The following is a 21,377-nucleotide window of genomic DNA, read 5'->3' on the forward strand; positions in this document are numbered from 1 at the left end:
TATAATGAGTCTTTTTTCTAAGCAAAAAACATTTACAGACACTTATTTAAGAAATCTGACCTTATATGTATTTACAGCAATTCTGTGTGGTACATTGGTAGGATATTATTTCCCGGAAATAAGCATACACCTGAAAATAGTAAGCCATTACTTTTTCATGTTGTTGGAAGCACTCATTGTACCTGTGATTTTTATTGCTGTTATTTATGGGATCAGTTATTTATTCAGTATAGAAAATGCATTCAGAATTATAGGACAAACTGCTTTATACTTTATCCTGATCACTTCAATAAGTATATTCTTAGGTATTGGATTCGGTTTTCTTTTAAAGCCGGGAACCAACACAGGAATCACATCAGTGAGTAAAAATCTTCCTCAGAATCTTACAGTACATTCCAATAATCCTTTACATTTTAATAATTATGTAATTATCCTTCTGCTATCTATTGTAATTGGAGTCATCATTAATTTGTTTAAAGGAAAAAAGAAGCTCTTTCGTATTTTGGATAAAGGAAGAGACTTGTTTTATATATTGATTAAATATCTGTACATCATTCTTCCGGTCGTCATTTTCTGTAATATTGCCTACGGAATTTCAGTGTATGGAATCAATACACTTTTACCACTTAGTAAAGTAGTAGCCACTGTTTATCTGGCAAGTCTTGTTTTCATTTTTGGTATCCTGGGACTGGCTACTTACCTGTTCAAAATAAACCTTTGGGATTTTTTGCTTAGCATAAAAGAAGAAATCATACTGGTTGTTGCCACCTCAACCTCCAAAACAGCTTTTCCAATGATCTTTGAAAAATTGGAATCACAAGGATACAATAGAAAAATTGTTCGTTTCATTATACCTTTAGGATATAATTTCAATCTTGCAGGAGCGTGTATTTACCTTTCCATTTCATGTGTGTTTCTTATTCAGTTTTATAATATTTCTCTGGAATCCAAAGATTACTTTTTACTTTTTTTAATTATTTCAATAGCCTCAAAAACAGCATCAGGTGTTCCCGGTTCCGGTTTTCTGGCTCTTATTTTCACCTTGAGCAGATTTGGAAAAATCCCAATGACTGATCTTGCTTTATTGTATAGCGTAGATCGTTTTATGAATGAAGCCAGAGCGGTCACCAATTTTATTGGCATTGCTGTTTCCGCCGCTATCATTTCCAAACTCAATCAACGAAAAATTACAGTATAATATGTGTTTGTCAGAACCTGATAGATGAATATTTTTTTTCTGCCAAAATTTCACACCTAAAAATAAAATTCTGCCAAAAAATTCCATTCGGTCTCTTGGCATACATTTAGAGAATTACAAGGCAGAAATAACTTAAAACAGATATAATTATGTCAGTAAACTTTAAACCATTAGCAGACAGAGTTCTAGTAGAACCAATTGCTGCGGAAACTAAAACAGCTTCAGGTATTATTATTCCAGACACGGCAAAAGAAAAGCCACAAGAAGGTACAGTAGTAGCAGTAGGTCCTGGTAAAAAAGATGAGCCTACAACTGTTAAAGTAGGTGACAAAGTTCTTTACGGAAAATATTCAGGATCAGAATTGAAATTGGAAGGAAAAGATTATTTAATCGTAAGAGAGTCTGATTTATTAGGAATTATTGGCTAAAAGCAGTAAGCATTAAGCCATAGGCAATGAGAGATTATAAAAAGTATGACACCTGGAAAATTGCTCATGAACTTGTAAAAGAAATTTACATCATTTCTGAAAACTTTCCAAAGTCTGAACTTTTTGGTCTGACATCTCAAATAAGAAGAGCTTCAGTCTCCATTCCTACAAACATTGCCGAAGGTTGCGGAAGATCAACGGATAAAGAATTTGCAAGATTTATAGAAATAAGTATAGGTTCGGCAAATGAAACTGAATATTTACTTTTACTTTCTTGCGATTTAGGATTCACTTCTGAAAACCAAATATTACCCCTTAATGCAAAACTGAATTTAACCAGGCAAAAACTTATACAACTTAGAAAAAAATTATTAAATAATAATCAATCGCTTTAGGAAAAAAGCTTATCGCTTATAGCCTAAAGCTTAAAGCTAAACATTATGGCAAAAGATATTAAATTCGATATTGAATCAAGAGACGCTTTAAAAAGAGGTGTTGATGCATTGGCAAATGCAGTGAAGGTAACTTTAGGACCTAAAGGAAGAAATGTAGTGATTGAAAAATCTTTCGGTGCTCCTCACGTTACTAAAGATGGTGTTTCCGTTGCAAAGGAAATCGAACTTGAAGATAAAGTAGAAAACATGGGAGCTCAGATGGTAAAAGAAGTAGCTTCCAAAACCAATGATATTGCAGGAGACGGTACTACTACCGCTACTGTTTTAGCACAGGCTATCGTAAGAGAAGGTCTTAAGAACGTAGCAGCAGGTGCTAATCCAATGGATCTGAAAAGAGGGATCGATAAGGCTGTAACAGTAGTTGTTGATAATCTTAAAACTCAATCTCAGGAAGTGGGAGATTCTTCAGAAAAAATCAAGCAGGTTGCTTCTATTTCTGCCAACAATGATGACACGATCGGTTCTTTGATCGCTGAAGCATTCGGAAAAGTAGGAAAAGAAGGGGTAATCACTGTAGAAGAAGCTAAAGGAACAGATACAACAGTAGATGTTGTAGAAGGGATGCAGTTCGACAGAGGGTACCAGTCGCCTTATTTTGTGACCAACCCTGAGAAAATGTTAGCTGAGCTTGAAAACCCATACATCCTTTTAGTAGAGAAGAAAATTTCTTCCATGAAAGAATTGCTTCCGGTTCTTGAGCCAATTGCACAGGGAGGTAAATCTTTATTGATCATCTCTGAAGAAGTGGAAGGAGAAGCTTTGGCAACTTTAGTAGTAAACAAATTAAGAGGTTCTCTTAAAATTGCTGCTGTAAAAGCTCCTGGATTCGGAGACAGAAGAAAAGCAATGCTGGAAGATATCGCGATCTTAACAGGTGGACAGGTAATTTCTGAAGAGCAAGGTTTCACGATGGAAAACATCTCTTTAGATATGTTGGGAACTGCTGAGAAAGTATCTATCGATAAAGATAACACAACGATCGTAAACGGTGGTGGTGACGAAAGCAAGATCAAAGGAAGAGTTTCTCAGATCAAAGCTCAAATGGAAACTACAACATCTGATTATGACAGAGAGAAACTTCAGGAAAGATTAGCTAAGTTAGCTGGTGGTGTTGCCGTACTTTACGTAGGTGCAGCTTCTGAAGTGGAAATGAAAGAGAAAAAAGACAGAGTAGACGACGCTCTTCACGCAACAAGAGCAGCTGTAGAAGAAGGTATCGTTGCAGGTGGTGGTGTAGCTTTAGTAAGAGCAATCACTTCTTTAGACAACCTTTCAGGAGCTAATGCTGATGAAACTACAGGAATCAAGATCGTTAAGAGAGCTATCGAGGAGCCATTGAGACAAATCGTTGCTAATGCAGGTGGTGAAGGTTCTGTAATCGTTGCTAAAGTAGCGGAAGGAAGCGGAGATTTCGGATACAATGCTAAAACTGACGAGTACGTGAACATGCTTGAAGCAGGAATCATCGACCCAACAAAAGTAACAAGAGTTGCCCTTGAAAATGCAGCTTCTGTGGCAGGTATGCTTTTAACTACTGAGTGCGTAATCACTGAAGTGAAAAAAGACGAACCAGCCATGCCAATGGGTGGCGGAATGCCGGGAATGATGTAGTAGCGTGTCGCTAAGACAATTTAATATATAAACCGTTCTGCTTTTGTAGGGCGGTTTTTTATTTTGTAGATAACTCCTTTGTTTATCATTTATTATATACTATTGCGTTTATCCAAAAACAACTAAAAATAAACCGCTGTTTAACAAGCAATTGTACAATACATATATGAAATAAGCGCAATAATATATATGTGATATTTGCGCAATGCGTATATTTGGACGTTATCTGTAATTGCAAAACCAATATCTCGCAAAAAATAAATGACTTTATTAAATGTAATTTGGCCCGCTATTTATGTTAGTGAAGAAGTTCAAAAATTTTGGTATTTAATTTTCCTTACAATAATTATTGAAACCATAACTATTTATGTATTTCTTAAAATTGGTTGGAAAAAATCTGTGCTAATATCAATAATCGGAAATTTAATTTCTGGATTTCTTGGAACTCTTGTGATGATGTTTGCAATGTTAATTGGGCATTTTGCAATTGATAGATTTCTTCCAAATGCAACTTTTGACAAATTTAACTGGATTGCAACTTATTTTTTGATGTGCTTGGGAAGTGTGTGTATTGAAACTTTCGCTATATCAAAAATTTTCAAATTCAGTTTTAAAAAATTATTTATTCCTCTTTTAATTGGAAATGCTTTAAGCTATTCATTTATAGTATTTGCAGCAACAAAAGAAAACGATGTAAAACAAGCTAAACAAAAGCGTATTGAAAATGTTTTTTATAAACCATTAAAAAATAATTATACCTTATTAAACAAAAAAGATGTAATGTTTTACACTGCAAAAATTGAAATAGAATACGATGAAAATAATAAAATTTCAAATATCAGTTATCCATTGGAAATAATTTTTAAATATGATTATAGGGACTACTTTATAGATTTTCCGTTTGAACTTCGATTATCGACAGATGAAAATTCCAGCGAAATTGGAAACGGAAGAAAAATAATTTATCTTGACAAACTTTCTGATACTGTAAAAGTAGTCCTTGAACAAAAAAATCCTGATGAAAACATTGGTTGGACAAAACCAATAATTACTGACACACTTAAATTCGTTCGATCAAAAACCGAATAATGCAACTACAGATAACATTATATTGGCAAAATATGGGTTAAGGTTGCCCTTGAAAATGCAGCTTCTGTTTCAGGAATGCTTTTAACTACTGAGTGTGTAATCACTGAAGTGAAAAAAGACGAACCAGCTATGCCAATGGGAGGTGGAATGCCAGGAATGATGTAACGGTCAGCGACCGAGGCAAATTAATATACTACCACTCTATTTTTATAGGGCGGTTTTTTTGTTTGAAATGTGGTTTCCCGTAAAAGAATATGAGTTCATAATCTTAATTTAGTAAGAAGAGATATAAAAATATTTTATACAAATGACATCTTATTTTGATCGTAGTAGATCAATCAAATTGGATTTACGGATGCTTTAAATCAAATTCAAATGGAGCATGCAGGCGAGGATAAAATTTCATTATTTTTTTTAATAAAACTTAAATTTTCTATTTTTAAAGAAATTATTACTATGATAAAAGAACTTGAAAATTTATTATATACTAAAACCCAAGGTAAACAAAGCGAAATTCTATTTGCACAATGGAATTATGATAAAAAAGTTATTCCTACAGCATTAAATGCAGTTTCTAATTTATTTCCTCATTACAGCTTACATGACGTAACACACTCAGAAACAATAATCAATAATATAACAAGGGTAATTGGTTTTCAAAATATAGAAAAATTATCAGCTATAGATATTTGGTTGATTTTAGAAGCTAGCTATACACATGATATTGGAATGGTTGTTTCAAGTGAAAAATTAATTGAAGCCTTACATTCTAATGAATTTATTGATTTTTTTAAAGGCTTGCAAGATGATCCTAAAAATGGATTGTATGAATTTGCCATAAAATTTGATATTGATGGTAAGACTATTAAATATAACCATAATGAGTTAAGTTTAGATTTTCATGATGGAATAAAATTCATTTTAGCAGAATTCTTTAGAAGAAAACATTCTGAAAGATCAAAAGAAATAATTTTGAATCCAACTTCAGAGCTTTCTTTAACAACACCAAGAGGTGTAATTCCTAATAGAATCTTTAAAATTTTAGCAGAAATTTGTTCGGCACACACAAAAGATTTTGATGACGTAATAAAATTACCATTTTGTGAAGTTGGTATCGATGTTGAGGATGCACATCCTCGATTTATTGCTTGTTTATTGAGAATAGGAGACTTATTAGATTTAGATAATAACAGATTTTCGGAAGTTATGTTAAGAACTTTAAGTAAAATTCCAATAGATACAATAAATCATAAATCTAAACATCTTTCAATAGAGTCTTTTAGAGTGGACAACGAAAGAATTGATGTTGTCGCAAAATGTGATGATTATGATACAGCCAATATTACTCAACATTGGTTCAATTACCTAGATAGTGAAATAAGTAAACAGATGATTAATTGGAATAATATTGTTCCCTTTAAAGGATTTGGTTACCTTCCAACAATTGGAGATTTAAAAGTTGAATTAATAAATTACGATTATTTAGATGGTAAACAAAAACCTAAATTTGCAGTCGATACAGACAAAGCATTATCTTTACTTCAAGGAGCTGGTTTGTATGAACATTCATATCAATCATTTAGAGAAATTCTCCAAAATGCAGTAGACTCAACTCTTTTAAGAATTTGGTTAGAGTATAAAGAAACATTTAATTTCAATGCACCCCAAGATAAGAAATTTATAGAAATTGTTGAGAACTTTCCTATTGATATTTTCATTAACGAAAAAGAAAAGTCTGGAATTACTAAAGAATGGGAAATAATTGTAAAAGATAATGGTGTTGGTATCTCTTCCGATGATTTGAAATTTTTGATGAAAACAGGAAGTTCTTCTAAAAATAGAAAGAAAATAAATATTGTTGAGGAAATGCCAGAATGGCTACGCCCTTCTGGAATTTTTGGTATTGGTTTTCAAAGTATTTTTCTACTAACCGATGAAGTTAAAATTGAAACAAAAAGTTTTTTCAATGAAGAATTTCAAAATATTGAATTAAATAGTACTAATAGTATAAAAGATGGTGCAATTTTAATTCAAAAAAAGAAGACAAATCATAGTATTAAACCAGGAGTAAAGCTATCAATTAAATATAAAACCGAAGCAATTCCCTCAGGATGGTCAATCAAGCAAAATCAAAGAAATGCAATCCGGATTGCACACAATTTTGATCCTTTTTCCCATGAATCTTTAGACATAAGTTTAGGAATGATAATTGATGAGATTTTAGATTTTGAAAATGCTTCAAGTATACCACTAAAATTATTTATTAATGAAGAAAATTTTGAATTTAACTCAAAGAAAGATTGCTATTTTAGTTATTTTGAATGTAAAAACTCTCTTGAATTAAATATATATCAAAATATTAATAATAACCATATTAATAGCTTTTATAAAAATCAATTTGTAAAAAATAGTTTTTATTCGTTAGCATTTTTAAAGGTTGAAGTAAATATTCATAAAGAAAAGGCATCTGAAATATTAGCACTTAACAGAAATAATATAAAGCCCGAATGTGAACATAAATTATATACACAGATTTTGGAGAGTCTATTTATTATAATCACTAAAAATTTCTCTTCTTTATTTGATACTGAAATTGATAAACAAATAGGAAGTTTGTTTTTGGAATATTATAAAAATGAGTTTGAATCGCTACAATTATATGATCTATCAAATTATTCTCATTGGAAAAAATATGAATTATCTTTAGAAAATAATAATGAAAAAGTAGAAATAGATTATTTAATTAATACTATAAAATCCATAAAAATTAATTATTATACAAATAATAACTTAACAAGAGGTGATTCCTTTTCTTACGAAAATGGTGATTTTACAATAAATGCTAATAGCCATACTGTAAACTCTCCTATTTCACAATTTATTTTTTCTAAAATAGAAAATAGAATCACAAAGCTTATTGACTTTGAATACGAGAATAATGGAAGCTTAAAATTTATTGAATTTAGTTTCGAACCTAATGAAGATGATTTCATTTCAGAAGAAAAATATATTGAAATTTTAAAAAAATCTATGCGTTGGAATCGTTCTTCTAGAAAAATTATACCATGTCTAAAAAAATATTCAAAATTACGATTAATAGATGAAGCGTTTGTTGGGTATGTTTATCATTTTAAGTTAGATCATTTTATAGAATTTAAATATCCTAAAATGGTTTCTCCATTTGTTGTTGCTGAAACGAACAATAATAACGGAAGGAAATATGAATCATCAATTATTTTAAATAATAAGTTATATGATTGGGTTTTTGAAAATCGATATGATTCTACTACTACAAAAAAAGAGATAATTGAAAATTATGAAGATTTTATATCAGAATTTAAACAATTTCAGAATGATTAATAATATCCCTACGCGTAAAGCCTCCCAATTTTGTGCAAATAAAATAAAAACAAATTCCAGTTCTCACTAGGATTTTTTCTTTATTTCTATTTCTTTTACAAATTCGTATTTCTCTTCCAAAATTGGCTGTTCAGGCCAGAAATCTTTTGGAGAGCATCCCAAAGCTTTTGATATCAAGTTTAAGCTTTTAATATTGTATTTTGCCGTCTTAGAATGTGCTTCAATATCTGAAATATAACTGGTACTTTTACCAATAGCCAAAGAAAGAGAAGTTTGACTAATACCTCTCTGTTCTCTTATTTCTTTCACTTTTGAAATTATATATCGCTCTATTTCGTCTAAAGAATCATGCATAATGACAAAGTGAGTCAAAAACAAAATAAAAAACTAAGGACTATAATCCCGTATATTAAAAATATTATTATATTTGGAAAAGATTACTCATTAGAGTAATTTTGCGATACTTCAACGAAATATAGAAGCTATTGCTTAGAATCTTGCTTTTGAAAACTGGTAATTTTTAATAGGAACAAGACGATAAGCAGGAAGCTCACGACCTAGGCGTGGGCTCTCCTTATCTGTTCCAATGGTATACCAGTACCTCAAAAGCGGATATTGTAGAGTTCCATGCCGTTTTTATTTTCATGCTGTTCTGTTTTCTACAATCATCTTTTCTAGGCCTGCTTTACCCCATAAAGTATCATGATACGGTACAATGGAGTGTACAATCCATTGCGGCTTTAGGGCTTAAAAAAACACAAATTCTATTATATCATGGCTTGTATGGCAGGAAGTTCAGGCGGACTTCCTCCTTTTACGGCCAGTAAAATCGTACAGCAAAAAATACAAATTCATGAAAAAAAACAAAACAGACTTTCAGTTTCGGTTTGGGAAATATCGCAGGAAGCATTGCGGCTTACAGCTCATGGAAATCTTTTTTCAACTGAATGAACTGTCAACATCTAAAGAACAGCTAAACAGCATTATGAACTATGCTGTCAAAAGAAATAGCCGGATAAAAGAAGATCCGTCCGTCATTTTTCATTTCCACCGGGCCATACAGTCATTCATCCGTGCAGGATATCTCCTCACATTGCAGGAAAGGAAAAAGACCATCAATACTCAGCTGGAAGAAGTTTCTCCGCTGGTTCTTGGCTTGCTTTCGGAGAAAGAATACCAACATCCGCTGTTAGTGTTTAAAAAAGCATTCAAAGAATACAGCATCAAGGAATTTGAGTATTTTATTTCCGGGATGGTCTATTTCTCACTGGGAATTCATAACAACCTACCGGAAAGGAATATGATAAGTCCATATATTCATCTGACCAAAATGCTGGATGCAGGATATCTCATTATTGAAAGAAAGGAGAAAAAATAAAAATAAACTGCTCTACTCTACCCATCTTAAATTAGCTTTTCATCACAACAAGTTTATTATTGACATTTCATTGCAAACACTATTGCGGGAAACAAAATACGTTCGTATTTTATTTCCCGCAATTTGCATAAGACTAAAAAAATAAAAACCCATTAACTCATGATTAAATTATATACTCTAATAGCAACATTACTTCTATTCTTCCTCAGCTGTACGAAAAATGATATAAAATACAGTGTAGGTCAGGAATGGAAATACAAAACCCGCTCAACGGAAAAAGGTTCTACCCTTAAAATTTTAAAGATTGAAGAATATCCCAATACAGGAAAGGTTATACATATCTCAGTAAGCGGATTAAAGATTAAAAGCCCTGAAAGTCCTGACGGCTTTGCCAACCAGCTAAGTCACATTCCCATTTCCGAAGAAGCATTAAACAAAAGCGTAACCAAGCTACAAAATGAAACCCGCAAAATGCCCGATTCCCTTGAAATGGACGGATATTCTTATTGGAAAAAAGAGTTTGACAATGGAAACGCCGGAATATTTTCCATTCCTGTTTCTGAGATTGTAAGCCTGATGGAAGAATCTATTGTTACAGGAAACTATACTAAGTAAAACTAATCTATCTTTGCTAAAAATCCATCCATGAAAAAAACCTTTGAATTCCTTAAACAATTACAACAAAACAACAACCGTGAGTGGTTTGCCCAGCATAAAGCAGAATATGATGCGGTGGTAAAAGAAAACAAAACATTTTTCAATCAGGTGTATACCGAGCTTCAGGAACATGACAACCTAAAAGGAATTCATATTTTCAGAATTTACAGGGATGTCCGCTTTTCTAAGGACCAGACTCCCTACAAAACGAATTTCGGAGTGGGATATTCCCGTTCAAAACCGATGCTGAGAGGAGGATATTATATTCAGATCGAACCCGGCAACAGCTTTGTAGGAGGCGGATTCTGGGGACCGGATGCCAAAGACCTGCTCCGTATCCGTAAAGAATTTGAAAACAGTACGGCGGAAATTGAAAAGATTACTTCAGATAAAACATTCGTACAATATTTTAAAGAGATTAAAGGAGATAGCGTAAAAACCGCCCCAAGAGGTTTTGATAAAGATCATCCCGCCATAGACCTGATCAGAAAGAAACAATATGTAGTCATGAGAAAATTCACTGATAAGGAGGTTCTATCCGATGATTTTCAGAAAGAAGCCATTCTCACCTTATTAGCCATGCGTCCTTTTTTTGATTATATGAGCGAAGTGCTTACTACAGATTTGAATGGGGAATCTTTATTTTAAAATGTAAAGAAGACTGTTTGAAAATTTTCTTCCGCATATAAATCCGGCTACTATTTTATTTAATTTTATACACCGAATCATTAAAAACAAAATATTAAGTTCATGAATCTAAAAAAACTAATCACCCACACCGTTCAATACAACAACTGGGTGGTCAATAAGTATCTTGACTGGCTTTCGACAAAGTCTGACGAACAGCTTAACCAGGAAGTCATTTCAAGTTTCCCGACTATTTTGGCCACATTACATCACATCTGGCAAACTCAGGAATACTGGTGGAGCCATATTGCAGAAAATAATGATTTTAATTTTGCCGAAATTTCAGAGAAAACAACCAAAGATGAAATTTTCTCAGGAATAAAAAACAACTCGGAAAAGCTTGTAAAATATGTGGAAAGCCTTTCTGAAGAAGACCTGGCAAAAAACGTAAAAATAGAATCGCAATGGTTTCAATGTGATTTTTCCAAGTATGAGTACATTCAGCATATCGTGATGCACGGAACATATCACCGGGGACAGATTGTAACCATGGGACGAAATGTAGGGATAACCGATGCTCCAATGACGGATTATAATTTCTGGAACATCTATAAAGACGCAGATGTAGCAGTCAGCTAAAATAAATATGAATAAATATTACAACCGTTCTATTGCTAGAGCGGTTTTTATTTTATACCCATCAGTGAGTTTTAATGATAAGAAAATACTACAAAAGGGTAATTGATCAATAACCTTAGGTAAGCTAACTTTGATATGTTTCAAAGCTCTAAAAATTCATTAACCATAAATAAAACTCAATATGTTATCCAATACCGGAACCGTTTCATTTTACCTGTACTTATTCTTTGTAGTAATAGGTTTACTCTCCATTTTCGTAGCGTATAGTCTCCTAAAAAAAGGAAATATGGAGCCTGATAAACTGGATAAGTTTTTTGATTACTTTAAATGGGTCATCATCACTCTCGCCGTCAGTACAGTTACTTTAATTGTGAGCGACCTCTTTAAAGAAAGGGATCAGGATATTAAAGAACTTGAATATTTTGATAAGTACGTAAATGACGTTAAAAACGAAGATCGCCCATTGGTGAGGCTCCAGCTCGCAAAATACTTGTCCATAGTTGCCCCAAGCGGCGAAATGAAAAAATCCTGGACGAATTATTATCAAACCATCAAACAGGAATATGATGAGTATATAAAGGCACAGAGCAGCTTAAAGCAAGACACTGCAATCGTGAATCCCACTCCGTCGCAAATGAAGAAAATTGAAGAAAATCAGAGAAAGGTGGATCTGTTTGAAACTCCCCTATCAAGCACTACTAATGAGAATAATTCAGAATGGTTTATTATAGCAGGAGGTAATGAAAATATAGACGATGCCAACAGTAAACTTGAAAAAGCAACCAAGATCAATCATAACTCCAGTATCATTAAGAAGGGTAATTCTTACAGAACCGTACTTATGGGATATAATTCCAAGCTTGAAGCTGAATCCCAGTTACAGCTCGTTAAGAAGCAAATTAATCCAACCTCATATATTGTCAGAAAATTTCTCTGGTGCAATGCGATTGAAAAAAATGATGAATGTTTAGTCTGTAAATAAAATGTAAGCTTCTATTATACCGAAAACCGCTCTGGAAACAGAACGGTTTTTTTTATATTCGTATAAAATTTCATGAATGAAAAATCTTCTTCTTGTTTTAATTCTCATTCACTCTGTTCTTTATTCACAAAATAAAGAGATTACAGGGATTTACAAAGAGGGTTTGATAGGAAATCTAAACTCTTACAGAAATTATATTGAGCTTAAATCTGATTCTACATTTATCTATAATAATTTAGGGAGAGAATATTATGGGAAATGGGAGCTTTCCCAAAACAAAATTCTATTAAACCCAAAAATTAAAAAAGAGTTTGCTAAAGTAAGAATGAAGGAATCTTTTAAAACTGATTCTGATTCTATAACCATTACAATTAATCATATTCCTAAGTACAGCTCCGGGTCAAAAAGTACAACCTTTCAAATGGCTACTGTTTATTTTGATAAGAAAAATGATTATATCCATATTTCCAAAACTCCCCTATCCACTTGTGCATGGGGTCCACCTGTAAGAAAACAAAAAATCCTCAACAGCAATCATTCTGTAACCATTTCAAAAAAAGATTTTTCACAAATTGGTTTTATGACCCATAATTTAAACGATTATATTGTTTTTACCAAAAGTAATCCGAATTCGAATGTTTTTGAATTTGAAATAGAAGATATTCCGTACGATGAAGATATCATCAAAGATGAGTTTTTTATTCTGGACGGAAAATCCTTATACTATCCAAGCAAAAAGGGTAAAAAAGATGTAATGAGAACTCCTTTGGTTAAAGTGAAAAAAACCAATTAAAATGAAAAAAATAATCCTGGACCTCGCCGTAACCTTAGATGGATTTATAGAAGGCCCCAATGGGGAAATCGACTGGTGCATCATGGATGATGATATGGACTTTGAGGGTTTCTTATCTTCTATTGATACCATTTTCTATGGAAGAGTAAGTTATGATATGTGGGGAAACTATCAACCGGAGGAAAATGCAAGTCCCGAAGAGCAAAATCTTTGGAAGGCCGTTCATGCAAAAAATAAATATGTGTTTTCCAGCCGGAAAAGAGAAGACAAAAATGCAGTTTTTGTTGATTCCGATATTGCAAGTGCTGTTGCAGAGATTAAAAAACAGGACGGAAAAGACATCTGGCTGTATGGCGGAGCAAGCCTAATCAAAACATTCATTGATCTGAATCTCATTGATGTCTACAGGATTTCCGTTCATCCGATTGCCTTAGGAAAAGGAAAACCTTTGTTTGAGGACCTGAAAGACCGATTGAACTTACAATTAATAAAAACAAACATCTTTAAATCGGGAGTAGTTCAATTGATTTATGAACCGGTAAAATAGAAGCCATGCAAAATAAAAATTACGAGCGAGTTTATAAAATGTCATTTGCCGGAGTTTATCCGCATTATATTGAAAAAGCCGAGAAGAAAGGACGCACCAAGGAAGAAGTACATGAAATTATATTTTGGCTCACAGGTTATGATGAGAAAAGCTTTCGGGAAATTCTGGAGAATAAAACCGATTTCCGCACCTTTTTTGAGCAGGCACCTCAGATCAATCCTAATGCTGCATTAATCAAAGGGGTAATTTGCGGATACCGTGTAGAAGATATCGAAGATGAACTCATGAGAAATATCCGTTACCTCGATAAGCTAATTGATGAATTGGCAAAAGGAAAGGCAATGGATAAGATATTAAGAAAATAACCATTGAAAATTATTTAAAGCATATGAAACAATTCATCATAATTTTATCTCTTTTTGCATCACTAAATATTTACAGTCAAATGTCTGATGCCATCAAATTATCTGATTTTAAACTTTGTGAATTAACAATAGATGATTTAAAGAAAAGAGATCCGGAATTAAAGCAGGTGAAAATTGAAGAGATGAATTTATGTTCTGACGGTTTTGTTCAGGATAGCAGATTTGACAATAGAATTGGATATGAAAGCAAATTATATCCTGGTGTAATTTTTCAAAAATATCAATCGGATTTAAATATTATTGCAAAAATTCATCTGACAAAAGATTTTGAAGGTTACTTACCCGACGGAAATTATGTAGACATGAAAACCCTAAAGACAAGTGACATCCTGAAAAAGTATAATAACTTAAACAAATGGACCTCAAAAGGGTGTTCCGACTATTGGGGAATTAACAAGGATAAGCAGTTGTACTTTTATGTCAAAATCAATAAAAGCAAAAAACCGCAATACCCCATTGATGAAAAATATTACTTAGAGCAGTTAGTTGATGGAATTGACATCATTAGTGATTGCTACTCTTATTATGAAAATAATACTGGAGAAATTAAACCTCTTTATATTTTAGATGGAAAAGAAATATCAGAAGAAATACTTAAAGCCCTGAAACCAGAAAACATAAAATCTGTAAATATTTTAAAAGACAAAAATGCAGTGAATAAATATGGTGAAAAAGGGAAAAATGGAGTGGTTGAAATCTTCCTCAAATAAAAAATAAAAACGCTCTAAAACCAGAGCGTTTTTTTATTTTCCAACTATGAATCTCTTCCCTATCTCAAAAAACTTTCCGAAATTAGCAGTCTGTGCGTTAAATCATATCCAATGAAATAAAAAATTTAATTACAACAAACAGCAAAACTTAGAATAAGTTTTCTTCGGGGCAGGGTGAAATTCCCTACCGGCGGTTACAGTCCGCGACTCCTTTCATTTGAAGGGACTGATTTGGTGAAATTCCAAAACCGACAGTTACAGTCTGGATGGGAGAAGAAAATGAAACAATCGGTAAGGCTATTTCGATAGGCTTGCTGTATTGTATTTCATTTCCATGTACCGAAGAGCTATTTAACTTTAAAAAGTAAATACAGCATGGAAACATTATTAGAAAAATTCGGAGTTACTTCCACAGAACGTGTAGAAAATGCACTTCTGAAACTACAACAAGGCAAAGGTATTATTCTAGTGGATGATGAAAACCGTGAAAACGAGGGCGACATCATCTTTCCCGCCTCCACCATCACAGAACAGGACATGGCACTTCTGATCCGCGAATGCAGCGGAATTGTCTGCCTATGCATTTCTGAAGAAAAAAGCAGGCATCTTAATCTTCGTCCGATGGTAGAAAACAATACCAGCAAAAACCAAACGGCATTCACTATTTCCATTGAAGCTAAAGAAGGGGTTTCTTCAGGAGTTTCAGCGAAAGACCGTGTAACAACCATCAAAGCGGCAACGGCCCAATCTGCACGGGCGGAAGATATTGCGAGTCCGGGACATATCTTCCCTTTAATTGCCAGAAAAGACGGTGTTTTTGAGCGAAGAGGACATACAGAAGGAAGCGTAGATCTGGTAAAGCTGGCCCGTCTTGGAGAAGATGCGGTACTTTGTGAACTGACCAATGAAGACGGTTCTATGGCACGACTTCCCGAAATCATAACTTTTGCGGAAAAAAAACAGATGAGTGTTGTCACCATTGAAGATATTTACTCTTATCGTAAAATGATGATCAGCCAAAACTAAACAATAACATTTAGCGCACAGATTATTGCCGTTCAACAGAAATGAACGGCATTTTTTATCAGATCTGTAATGAAAATCATCTATAATTAAAAATATTTCCCTACTTGAGCACAATATTGTTATCTTTAGAAAAAATATATTCCATGGAAAAAACTATACTTTTTTTATTAGCCACCTGTGGTGTTTTATCTGCACAAACGACTGTAACTAAAGCATTTAATGATCCCATTATAGGTGATATGATCAACGGTTATACGGTGAACGGAACCGTAGATAATTCTGCTACAGGTAATGGAGTAACATTTAATAATACAAGTTTGACGCAGGGAATGGCAAACAATACAACTTATCAAGCTCCAACAGCTACAGAAATATCTACGTTTCCCGGGTCAAACATTAAAATGGTAGCTACTGGAAATACTATCCTTTACAAATCATCCGCAAGCAAACTTGAAATAACCGGAGTAGTAACTTCTGACGCCACATTGAATTTTTCGGCAGACAATGGTACTTTTATTACTTATCCGGCAGCTTATGGTCATTCGGAGTCTGATAATGCGCGGGGAACATTCTCTTCTACGACAGCTTCCGGGCTTTTCAAAGGAACCATCACTACAACTTCTGATGCTTATGGCACTTTGCTTGTCGGATCAAAAACATATACCAATGTAATCAGAATCAAATCTGTACAAAATTTTAACCTGTATCAATCTACAGATATCACTTATCTTTTCCCAATAGGAAATATTACCAATACTGCTTACTCCTATTATGATGCAACTCATAAATTCCCGATACTGAGCTCTACTAACGGAAATTTAAGCGTTCCTTTATTGAGCATCAATCAAACAACAAGCGGAGCCCAGGTTTTAAGTGAAGTGTACCTGGCTGCAATGGAAACTGTAAAAAAGGATAACTTCAAAATCTATCCTAATCCTGCTCAGGATTTTATTGAATTCAAGGGGAATACCGGGAAATACTCTACCGCCCACATTTACACATCAGATGGAAGACTCATAAAAACCGTTGATATTACTTCAGGAAGAATTCAGGTATCTGAATTACCAGAAGCGAACTACTTTATCGAAGTTTCCGGAAAAGAAGGAAAATCTGAAGCGGTGAAGTTCATCAAGAAATAATTGATCTTAACTCGAAATATTGAATCCGGTCGCGATGACCGGATTTTTTATTATAAAAATTACACTTTATTATTGAATAATTATATCTAATTTCAAATTATGTTTACATATAATTTATTTTTTTGCCCGTTTTTTGCTTTCACTTCAACACACCCTTATCACTTAATGTTTAATGAAAATTTATAGTCATGAAAAAAAACCTTCTTATAATTCTTTCATTATTCTCCTTAGAAGCGTTTGCACAGGAATCCGGCTCAGCTTCAGCAGAAAAAATGAATATTGTAAAAACCAATGTCACGGGATATGTATTCAGGAATATCAATGTATCTTACGAAAGAGCCATTAATCAATGGTTTTCCGTAAACGTTGGTTTCGGGACCATGACAGAGGGAAAAGTTCCTTTCATCAACGCATTTCTAAGCGATGAAGATGAGGATAGATTCAAGAATCTTCGGGTAAAAGCTACCAATTTCACGATTGAGCCCCGTTTTTATATTGGGCAGGGTTATGGCAAAGGTTTTTATTTTGCGCCTTATTACCGGTATTCAAAAGTAACCTCAAATACTTTTGACTTCTATTACGATTATAATGCTATTAACGGGGTCACTTATCAGATTCCTCTTAAAGGAAACGGTGATACAAGCGGAAATAGTGGCGGACTTATGGTAGGTGTACAGTTTTTCTTAACCAAAAGCCAGAATCTCGTATTGGATTTCTGGATTGCCGGAGCCCATTACGGCAGTGGAAAAGGAGATTTCAACTTAACCAGCGATGTTGTTCTTACCCCGGATATGCAGGCTCAATTGAAAGAAGAAATAGAAAATCTTGACATTCCTTTTGTAGATTATACGGTAGAAACCAATGCCAACGGAGCAAAAATAAAAGTAGACGGTCCTTGGGCGGGTTTCAGAAGTGGATTATCTATTGGGTACAGATTTTAGAATATCTAAATAAAATTACCTAAACCGTTCTTCTCAGAGCGGTTTTTAATTTTTACAGTATTGATAAAAAATGTAATTTCGAAATCCTGTTTCACTCCCCAGGCTTATCAAGTTTGATAGTCATGAGTTTTTAAAATAGGATTTACTGTTACTCTATGAATTCATCACAAATCACCACCGCGCAAAGAATCAAAGCAATTATCGGTGGCTCCATCGGAAACCTCGTTGAATGGTATGACTGGTATGCGTATGCTGCATTTGCCATTTATTTTTCCAATTCTTTTTTCCCGGACTCGGATCTTACCGCGCAATTATTAAATACCGCCGGGATTTTTGCCGTCGGTTTTCTGATGCGCCCAGTTGGCGGTTGGCTTTTCGGAAGTATTGCTGATAAAATCGGGAGAAAAAAAGCAATGACCCTTTCCGTATTACTGATGTCTTTCGGCTCCTTACTGATTGCTTTTACCCCCACCTATAAGACCATTGGAGTTTTGGCTCCTGCATTATTGTTATTAGCAAGGTTATTACAAGGTTTGAGCGTTGGCGGAGAATATGGTGTTTCCGCAACGTATCTGAGTGAAATGGCTACTGAAGACCGAAGAGGATTTTATTCCAGTTTTCAATATGTAACATTAATCGGAGGACAGCTTATTGCATTAGGCATTCAGCTCATCCTGCAAAAGCTGCTGCTAACCGAGACCCAACTGGAAGAATGGGGATGGAGAATTCCCTTCATCATTGGGGCCATACTTTCGGTAATCGCGCTATACCTGAGAGCCAATCTTCATGAAACAGAAGCCTTTGAAAACAAAAAAGAGGTAAGTGAAAAGAAAAAAGGCAGCATCAAAGAACTTTTAAAGCATCCAAAAGCCTTGCTCACTGTGATAGGGTTAACATTAGGAGGAACACTCGCCTTTTATACCTACACTACTTACATGCAGAAATTCCTGGTGAATACCGTCCATCTTACAAAAGAACAGTCTACCTTAATTTCATTTATCTCCCTTTTTATATTTGCCTGCCTGCAGCCTGTATTCGGAGCATTATCCGATAAAATCGGGCGCAGACCCCTGCTTCTAAGTTTCGGAATTTTGGGAACGATATTCACCTACCCTCTCCTGAATGCATTAAGCACCACGACCTCCATGTGGGGTGCTTTTTCCCTGATCATGGCAGCTTTAATTATTGTAAGTGGCTATACTTCCATTAATGCTGTAGTAAAGGCAGAGCTATTCCCATCTGAAGTAAGGGCACTCGGTGTGGGACTTCCCTATGCGCTAACGGTAGCTATTTTCGGGGGAACTGCGGAATACATTGCTTTATGGTTCAAACAGGAAGATATGGAACATTACTTTTACTGGTACATCACTGCTTGTATTTTCTTTTCGCTGGTAGTATATTCCAGGATGAAGGACACTAAGGATAATTCTACGCTGGATAAAGATTAAAAAGCTTATAATAGGCTGCGGCTCAGATTTCATCTGAGCCGCAGCCTATTTTTTACCTGTAAACTTGTTTGAATTTTTCAATCAGATGATCCATAGTATGACGCTGTACATAAACACTTTTTACCTCATCATATCTTGGAGATCTGTAAAAAACCTCATGGAAGTCCATACTTCCGTTTCCTACTTTTACGATTTTCTGTACATCAATGTTCAGTTTCTTCAATTCGTCTTTCAGCATTTGAAATTCATCCTGGATATTATTCATCTATAGTTATGGGGTTAAGTTAAAAATATTGATTAAATAAAACAAATATCCTACCATTTTTGGCAGGCCTATGCTTAATTTTATATAAAATTAAATAATTATCTCGAAATAATCAAGGGTTATCAATATTTTTTAAAACTTTTTGACAATTCCATAGCTGTTTTATAATTTTAATTAAGCAATCCGTACATTTGCCCCATGATTAAAAGTTAACAAAAAAACATGACAACAACCATGAATACGAGGTTATTTGCTTTTATTGCATTCATAATGCTTATTCCGTTATCCGCACAGGAAAGCAATCCGAAAGCACCTGATTATCAACTCATCAAAAAGAATATTGAAAATAAGAATTCAGAGTTTTATTATCCGAAATTATTGAAAAAGCTGAAAGAAAATGATACTCTTATTACCAAAGAACAATATCAGCATCTTTATTTCGGGTATACTTTTCAAAAGGAGTATAATCCTTATAAAAAAAGCAAGAACGATGAGAAGCTGAACCAATATTACCGTGGGGAAAATATAACCGAAAAGGATGTCCCAAAAGTAATCAGGGCTTTGAAGGAAGCATTGGAAGAAAACCCTTTAGACCTCCGTGCCATGAACTATCTTGCATATATGCATCACATGAGCAATGATGAAAGCATGGCTAAAAAGATATCCAGAAATTTCCATGGACTGTTTGAAGCTATCACTTCTTCAGGTGATGGCATGAAGTGTGAATCTGCCATGCACGTTATTTCTGTAAGCCATGAATATGTATTTTTAAATATGTTTCAGCTTGAAATCATCTCTCAAAGCTATAACGGAACATGTGATTATCTGCAATTTGAAAAAGACAAATATAAAGTTCCGGGAATATACTTCAATGTAAGCCAACTCAGAGAAAAGAGTATGGAGCTTCTGAAATCTAAATTTGATAAATAAAAGTAAACAATGCTGTTAGCGGAATGTTTATTTTTGAAATTATAAATAATAATGAGCAATACTATACAAAAAAACCACTGGGAAAAAGTATATCAAACCAAAACTCCTGATGAAGTAAGCTGGACTCAGGAAAAACCGCAAACATCTCTTGACCTCATCAACTCTTGTGCTTTGGGAAAGGAAGCAAAAATTATTGACATTGGAGGCGGTGATAGCACTCTTGTCGATTTTCTGCTTAACGAAGGCTATCAAAATATTACGGTACTTGACATCTCCGCTAAAGCTTTGGAAAGAGCACAAAAACGTTTAGGTTCTCAAGCGGAAAAAGTAACCTGGATTGAAGCAGATGTAACAGAATTCGAGCCTAAAGAAACCTATGATATTTGGCATGACAGAGCCGCTTTTCATTTTTTAACCCAACAGGAACATATCCGGAAATACCTGCAAATTACCAAAGAAAGTGTAGCAGGTTATATGATCCTTGGAACTTTCTCCATAAACGGGCCTAAAAAGTGTAGCGGGCTGGATATTCAACAATACGATGAACCGTCTATAACAAGCCTGTTCAAGGAGAATTTTGAAAAATTAAGCTGTTTTACGGAAGATCACACGACTCCCTTCAACACTATTCAGAATTTTATTTTCTGCCGTTTCAGAAAACTTTAATTTGTTCATTTTAAATATTTCACTTAATTTAGAATTGTAAACCTTAATTACTTAAATATAAAA

The 21,377-nt window shown here is 34.0% G+C and carries 23 protein-coding genes and 1 riboswitch; of the genes, 21 read left to right on the plus strand and 2 right to left on the minus strand.

Features of this window, described 5'->3' with window-relative positions:
• Positions 1–4: 4 nt before the first annotated feature.
• The 6 genes from EGI05_RS07890 (at position 5) to EGI05_RS07915 (ending at position 8,141) form a co-directional block, all read left to right on the plus strand.
• A complete protein-coding gene (locus EGI05_RS07890; RefSeq protein ID WP_123262469.1) occupies positions 5–1,198 on the plus strand; it encodes a dicarboxylate/amino acid:cation symporter in 1,194 nt (397 codons plus the stop codon).
• A 149-nt stretch (positions 1,199–1,347) separates the two neighbouring features.
• The gene (locus EGI05_RS07895; protein WP_123262470.1) at positions 1,348–1,626 is read left to right on the plus strand and encodes a co-chaperone GroES; all 279 of its coding nucleotides are present in this window, start codon (positions 1,348–1,350) and stop codon (positions 1,624–1,626) included.
• A gap of 26 nt (positions 1,627–1,652) precedes the next feature.
• Positions 1,653–2,021 (plus strand): four helix bundle protein, encoded by a 369-nt coding sequence (locus tag EGI05_RS07900; protein WP_123262471.1) that lies wholly within the window; start codon positions 1,653–1,655, stop codon positions 2,019–2,021.
• Between the two features lie 45 nt (positions 2,022–2,066).
• Complete coding sequence (groL, locus tag EGI05_RS07905) at positions 2,067–3,692, plus strand: chaperonin GroEL (RefSeq protein WP_123262472.1); 1,626 nt, start codon at positions 2,067–2,069, stop codon at positions 3,690–3,692.
• A gap of 261 nt (positions 3,693–3,953) precedes the next feature.
• Positions 3,954–4,781: a hypothetical protein gene (locus EGI05_RS07910; protein WP_123262473.1), complete on the plus strand. Its 828-nt coding sequence runs from the start codon at positions 3,954–3,956 to the stop codon at positions 4,779–4,781.
• Positions 4,782–5,156: 375 nt separating this feature from the next.
• Positions 5,157–8,141, plus strand: a complete 2,985-nt coding sequence (locus EGI05_RS07915; RefSeq protein ID WP_123262474.1) for an HD domain-containing protein — start codon at positions 5,157–5,159, stop codon at positions 8,139–8,141.
• Between the two features lie 66 nt (positions 8,142–8,207).
• On the opposite strand, the gene EGI05_RS07920 is transcribed toward EGI05_RS07915, so the two are convergent.
• Positions 8,208–8,495: a helix-turn-helix domain-containing protein gene (locus EGI05_RS07920; protein ID WP_065395189.1), complete on the minus strand. Its 288-nt coding sequence runs from the start codon at positions 8,493–8,495 to the stop codon at positions 8,208–8,210.
• A 499-nt stretch (positions 8,496–8,994) separates the two neighbouring features.
• Between EGI05_RS07920 and EGI05_RS07925 the strand changes: the two genes are divergently transcribed.
• The 13 genes from EGI05_RS07925 (at position 8,995) to EGI05_RS07985 (ending at position 19,453) form a co-directional block, all read left to right on the plus strand.
• Complete coding sequence (locus EGI05_RS07925; protein ID WP_134197494.1) at positions 8,995–9,519, plus strand: hypothetical protein; 525 nt, start codon at positions 8,995–8,997, stop codon at positions 9,517–9,519.
• Between the two features lie 159 nt (positions 9,520–9,678).
• Complete coding sequence (locus tag EGI05_RS07930; protein ID WP_123262476.1) at positions 9,679–10,134, plus strand: hypothetical protein; 456 nt, start codon at positions 9,679–9,681, stop codon at positions 10,132–10,134.
• A gap of 30 nt (positions 10,135–10,164) precedes the next feature.
• Complete coding sequence (locus EGI05_RS07935) at positions 10,165–10,824, plus strand: DUF2461 domain-containing protein (RefSeq protein ID WP_123262477.1); 660 nt, start codon at positions 10,165–10,167, stop codon at positions 10,822–10,824.
• Between the two features lie 102 nt (positions 10,825–10,926).
• A complete protein-coding gene (locus EGI05_RS07940) occupies positions 10,927–11,442 on the plus strand; it encodes a DinB family protein (protein ID WP_123262478.1) in 516 nt (171 codons plus the stop codon).
• Between the two features lie 181 nt (positions 11,443–11,623).
• Positions 11,624–12,424 (plus strand): SPOR domain-containing protein, encoded by an 801-nt coding sequence (locus EGI05_RS07945; protein WP_134197496.1) that lies wholly within the window; start codon positions 11,624–11,626, stop codon positions 12,422–12,424.
• A gap of 76 nt (positions 12,425–12,500) precedes the next feature.
• Positions 12,501–13,217, plus strand: coding sequence for a hypothetical protein (locus EGI05_RS07950; RefSeq protein ID WP_123262480.1), 717 nt, complete (start codon positions 12,501–12,503; stop codon positions 13,215–13,217).
• A gap of 1 nt (position 13,218) precedes the next feature.
• A complete protein-coding gene (locus EGI05_RS07955; protein ID WP_123262481.1) occupies positions 13,219–13,764 on the plus strand; it encodes a dihydrofolate reductase family protein in 546 nt (181 codons plus the stop codon).
• Between the two features lie 5 nt (positions 13,765–13,769).
• Positions 13,770–14,129: a DUF2200 domain-containing protein gene (locus EGI05_RS07960; RefSeq protein WP_123262482.1), complete on the plus strand. Its 360-nt coding sequence runs from the start codon at positions 13,770–13,772 to the stop codon at positions 14,127–14,129.
• Between the two features lie 23 nt (positions 14,130–14,152).
• On the plus strand, positions 14,153–14,899 hold the full coding sequence (locus tag EGI05_RS07965; protein ID WP_134197498.1) for a hypothetical protein: 747 nt from the start codon (positions 14,153–14,155) through the stop codon (positions 14,897–14,899).
• A 156-nt stretch (positions 14,900–15,055) separates the two neighbouring features.
• Positions 15,056–15,181, plus strand: a riboswitch (FMN riboswitch).
• 93 nt (positions 15,182–15,274) lie between these two features.
• Entirely contained in the window at positions 15,275–15,925 is a 651-nt protein-coding gene (ribB, locus tag EGI05_RS07970; protein WP_123262484.1) for a 3,4-dihydroxy-2-butanone-4-phosphate synthase, read from the plus strand.
• A gap of 143 nt (positions 15,926–16,068) precedes the next feature.
• Positions 16,069–17,064, plus strand: a complete 996-nt coding sequence (locus EGI05_RS07975) for a T9SS type A sorting domain-containing protein (protein WP_123262485.1) — start codon at positions 16,069–16,071, stop codon at positions 17,062–17,064.
• A gap of 188 nt (positions 17,065–17,252) precedes the next feature.
• Positions 17,253–18,005 (plus strand): DUF3575 domain-containing protein, encoded by a 753-nt coding sequence (locus EGI05_RS07980; RefSeq protein WP_123262486.1) that lies wholly within the window; start codon positions 17,253–17,255, stop codon positions 18,003–18,005.
• Positions 18,006–18,160: 155 nt separating this feature from the next.
• Entirely contained in the window at positions 18,161–19,453 is a 1,293-nt protein-coding gene (locus tag EGI05_RS07985) for an MFS transporter (RefSeq protein ID WP_123262487.1), read from the plus strand.
• A 52-nt stretch (positions 19,454–19,505) separates the two neighbouring features.
• Here EGI05_RS07985 and EGI05_RS07990 read toward each other — a convergent pair whose 3' ends face one another.
• Positions 19,506–19,718, minus strand: coding sequence for a hypothetical protein (locus tag EGI05_RS07990; RefSeq protein WP_123262488.1), 213 nt, complete (start codon positions 19,716–19,718; stop codon positions 19,506–19,508).
• Positions 19,719–19,952: 234 nt separating this feature from the next.
• Between EGI05_RS07990 and EGI05_RS07995 the strand changes: the two genes are divergently transcribed.
• Complete coding sequence (locus tag EGI05_RS07995; RefSeq protein WP_123262614.1) at positions 19,953–20,648, plus strand: DUF4919 domain-containing protein; 696 nt, start codon at positions 19,953–19,955, stop codon at positions 20,646–20,648.
• A gap of 51 nt (positions 20,649–20,699) precedes the next feature.
• Complete coding sequence (locus tag EGI05_RS08000; protein ID WP_123262489.1) at positions 20,700–21,314, plus strand: class I SAM-dependent methyltransferase; 615 nt, start codon at positions 20,700–20,702, stop codon at positions 21,312–21,314.
• Positions 21,315–21,377 lie beyond the last annotated feature (63 nt).

This window comes from Chryseobacterium daecheongense, assembly GCF_003729955.1.
Lineage (GTDB): Bacteria > Bacteroidota > Bacteroidia > Flavobacteriales > Weeksellaceae > Chryseobacterium > Chryseobacterium daecheongense.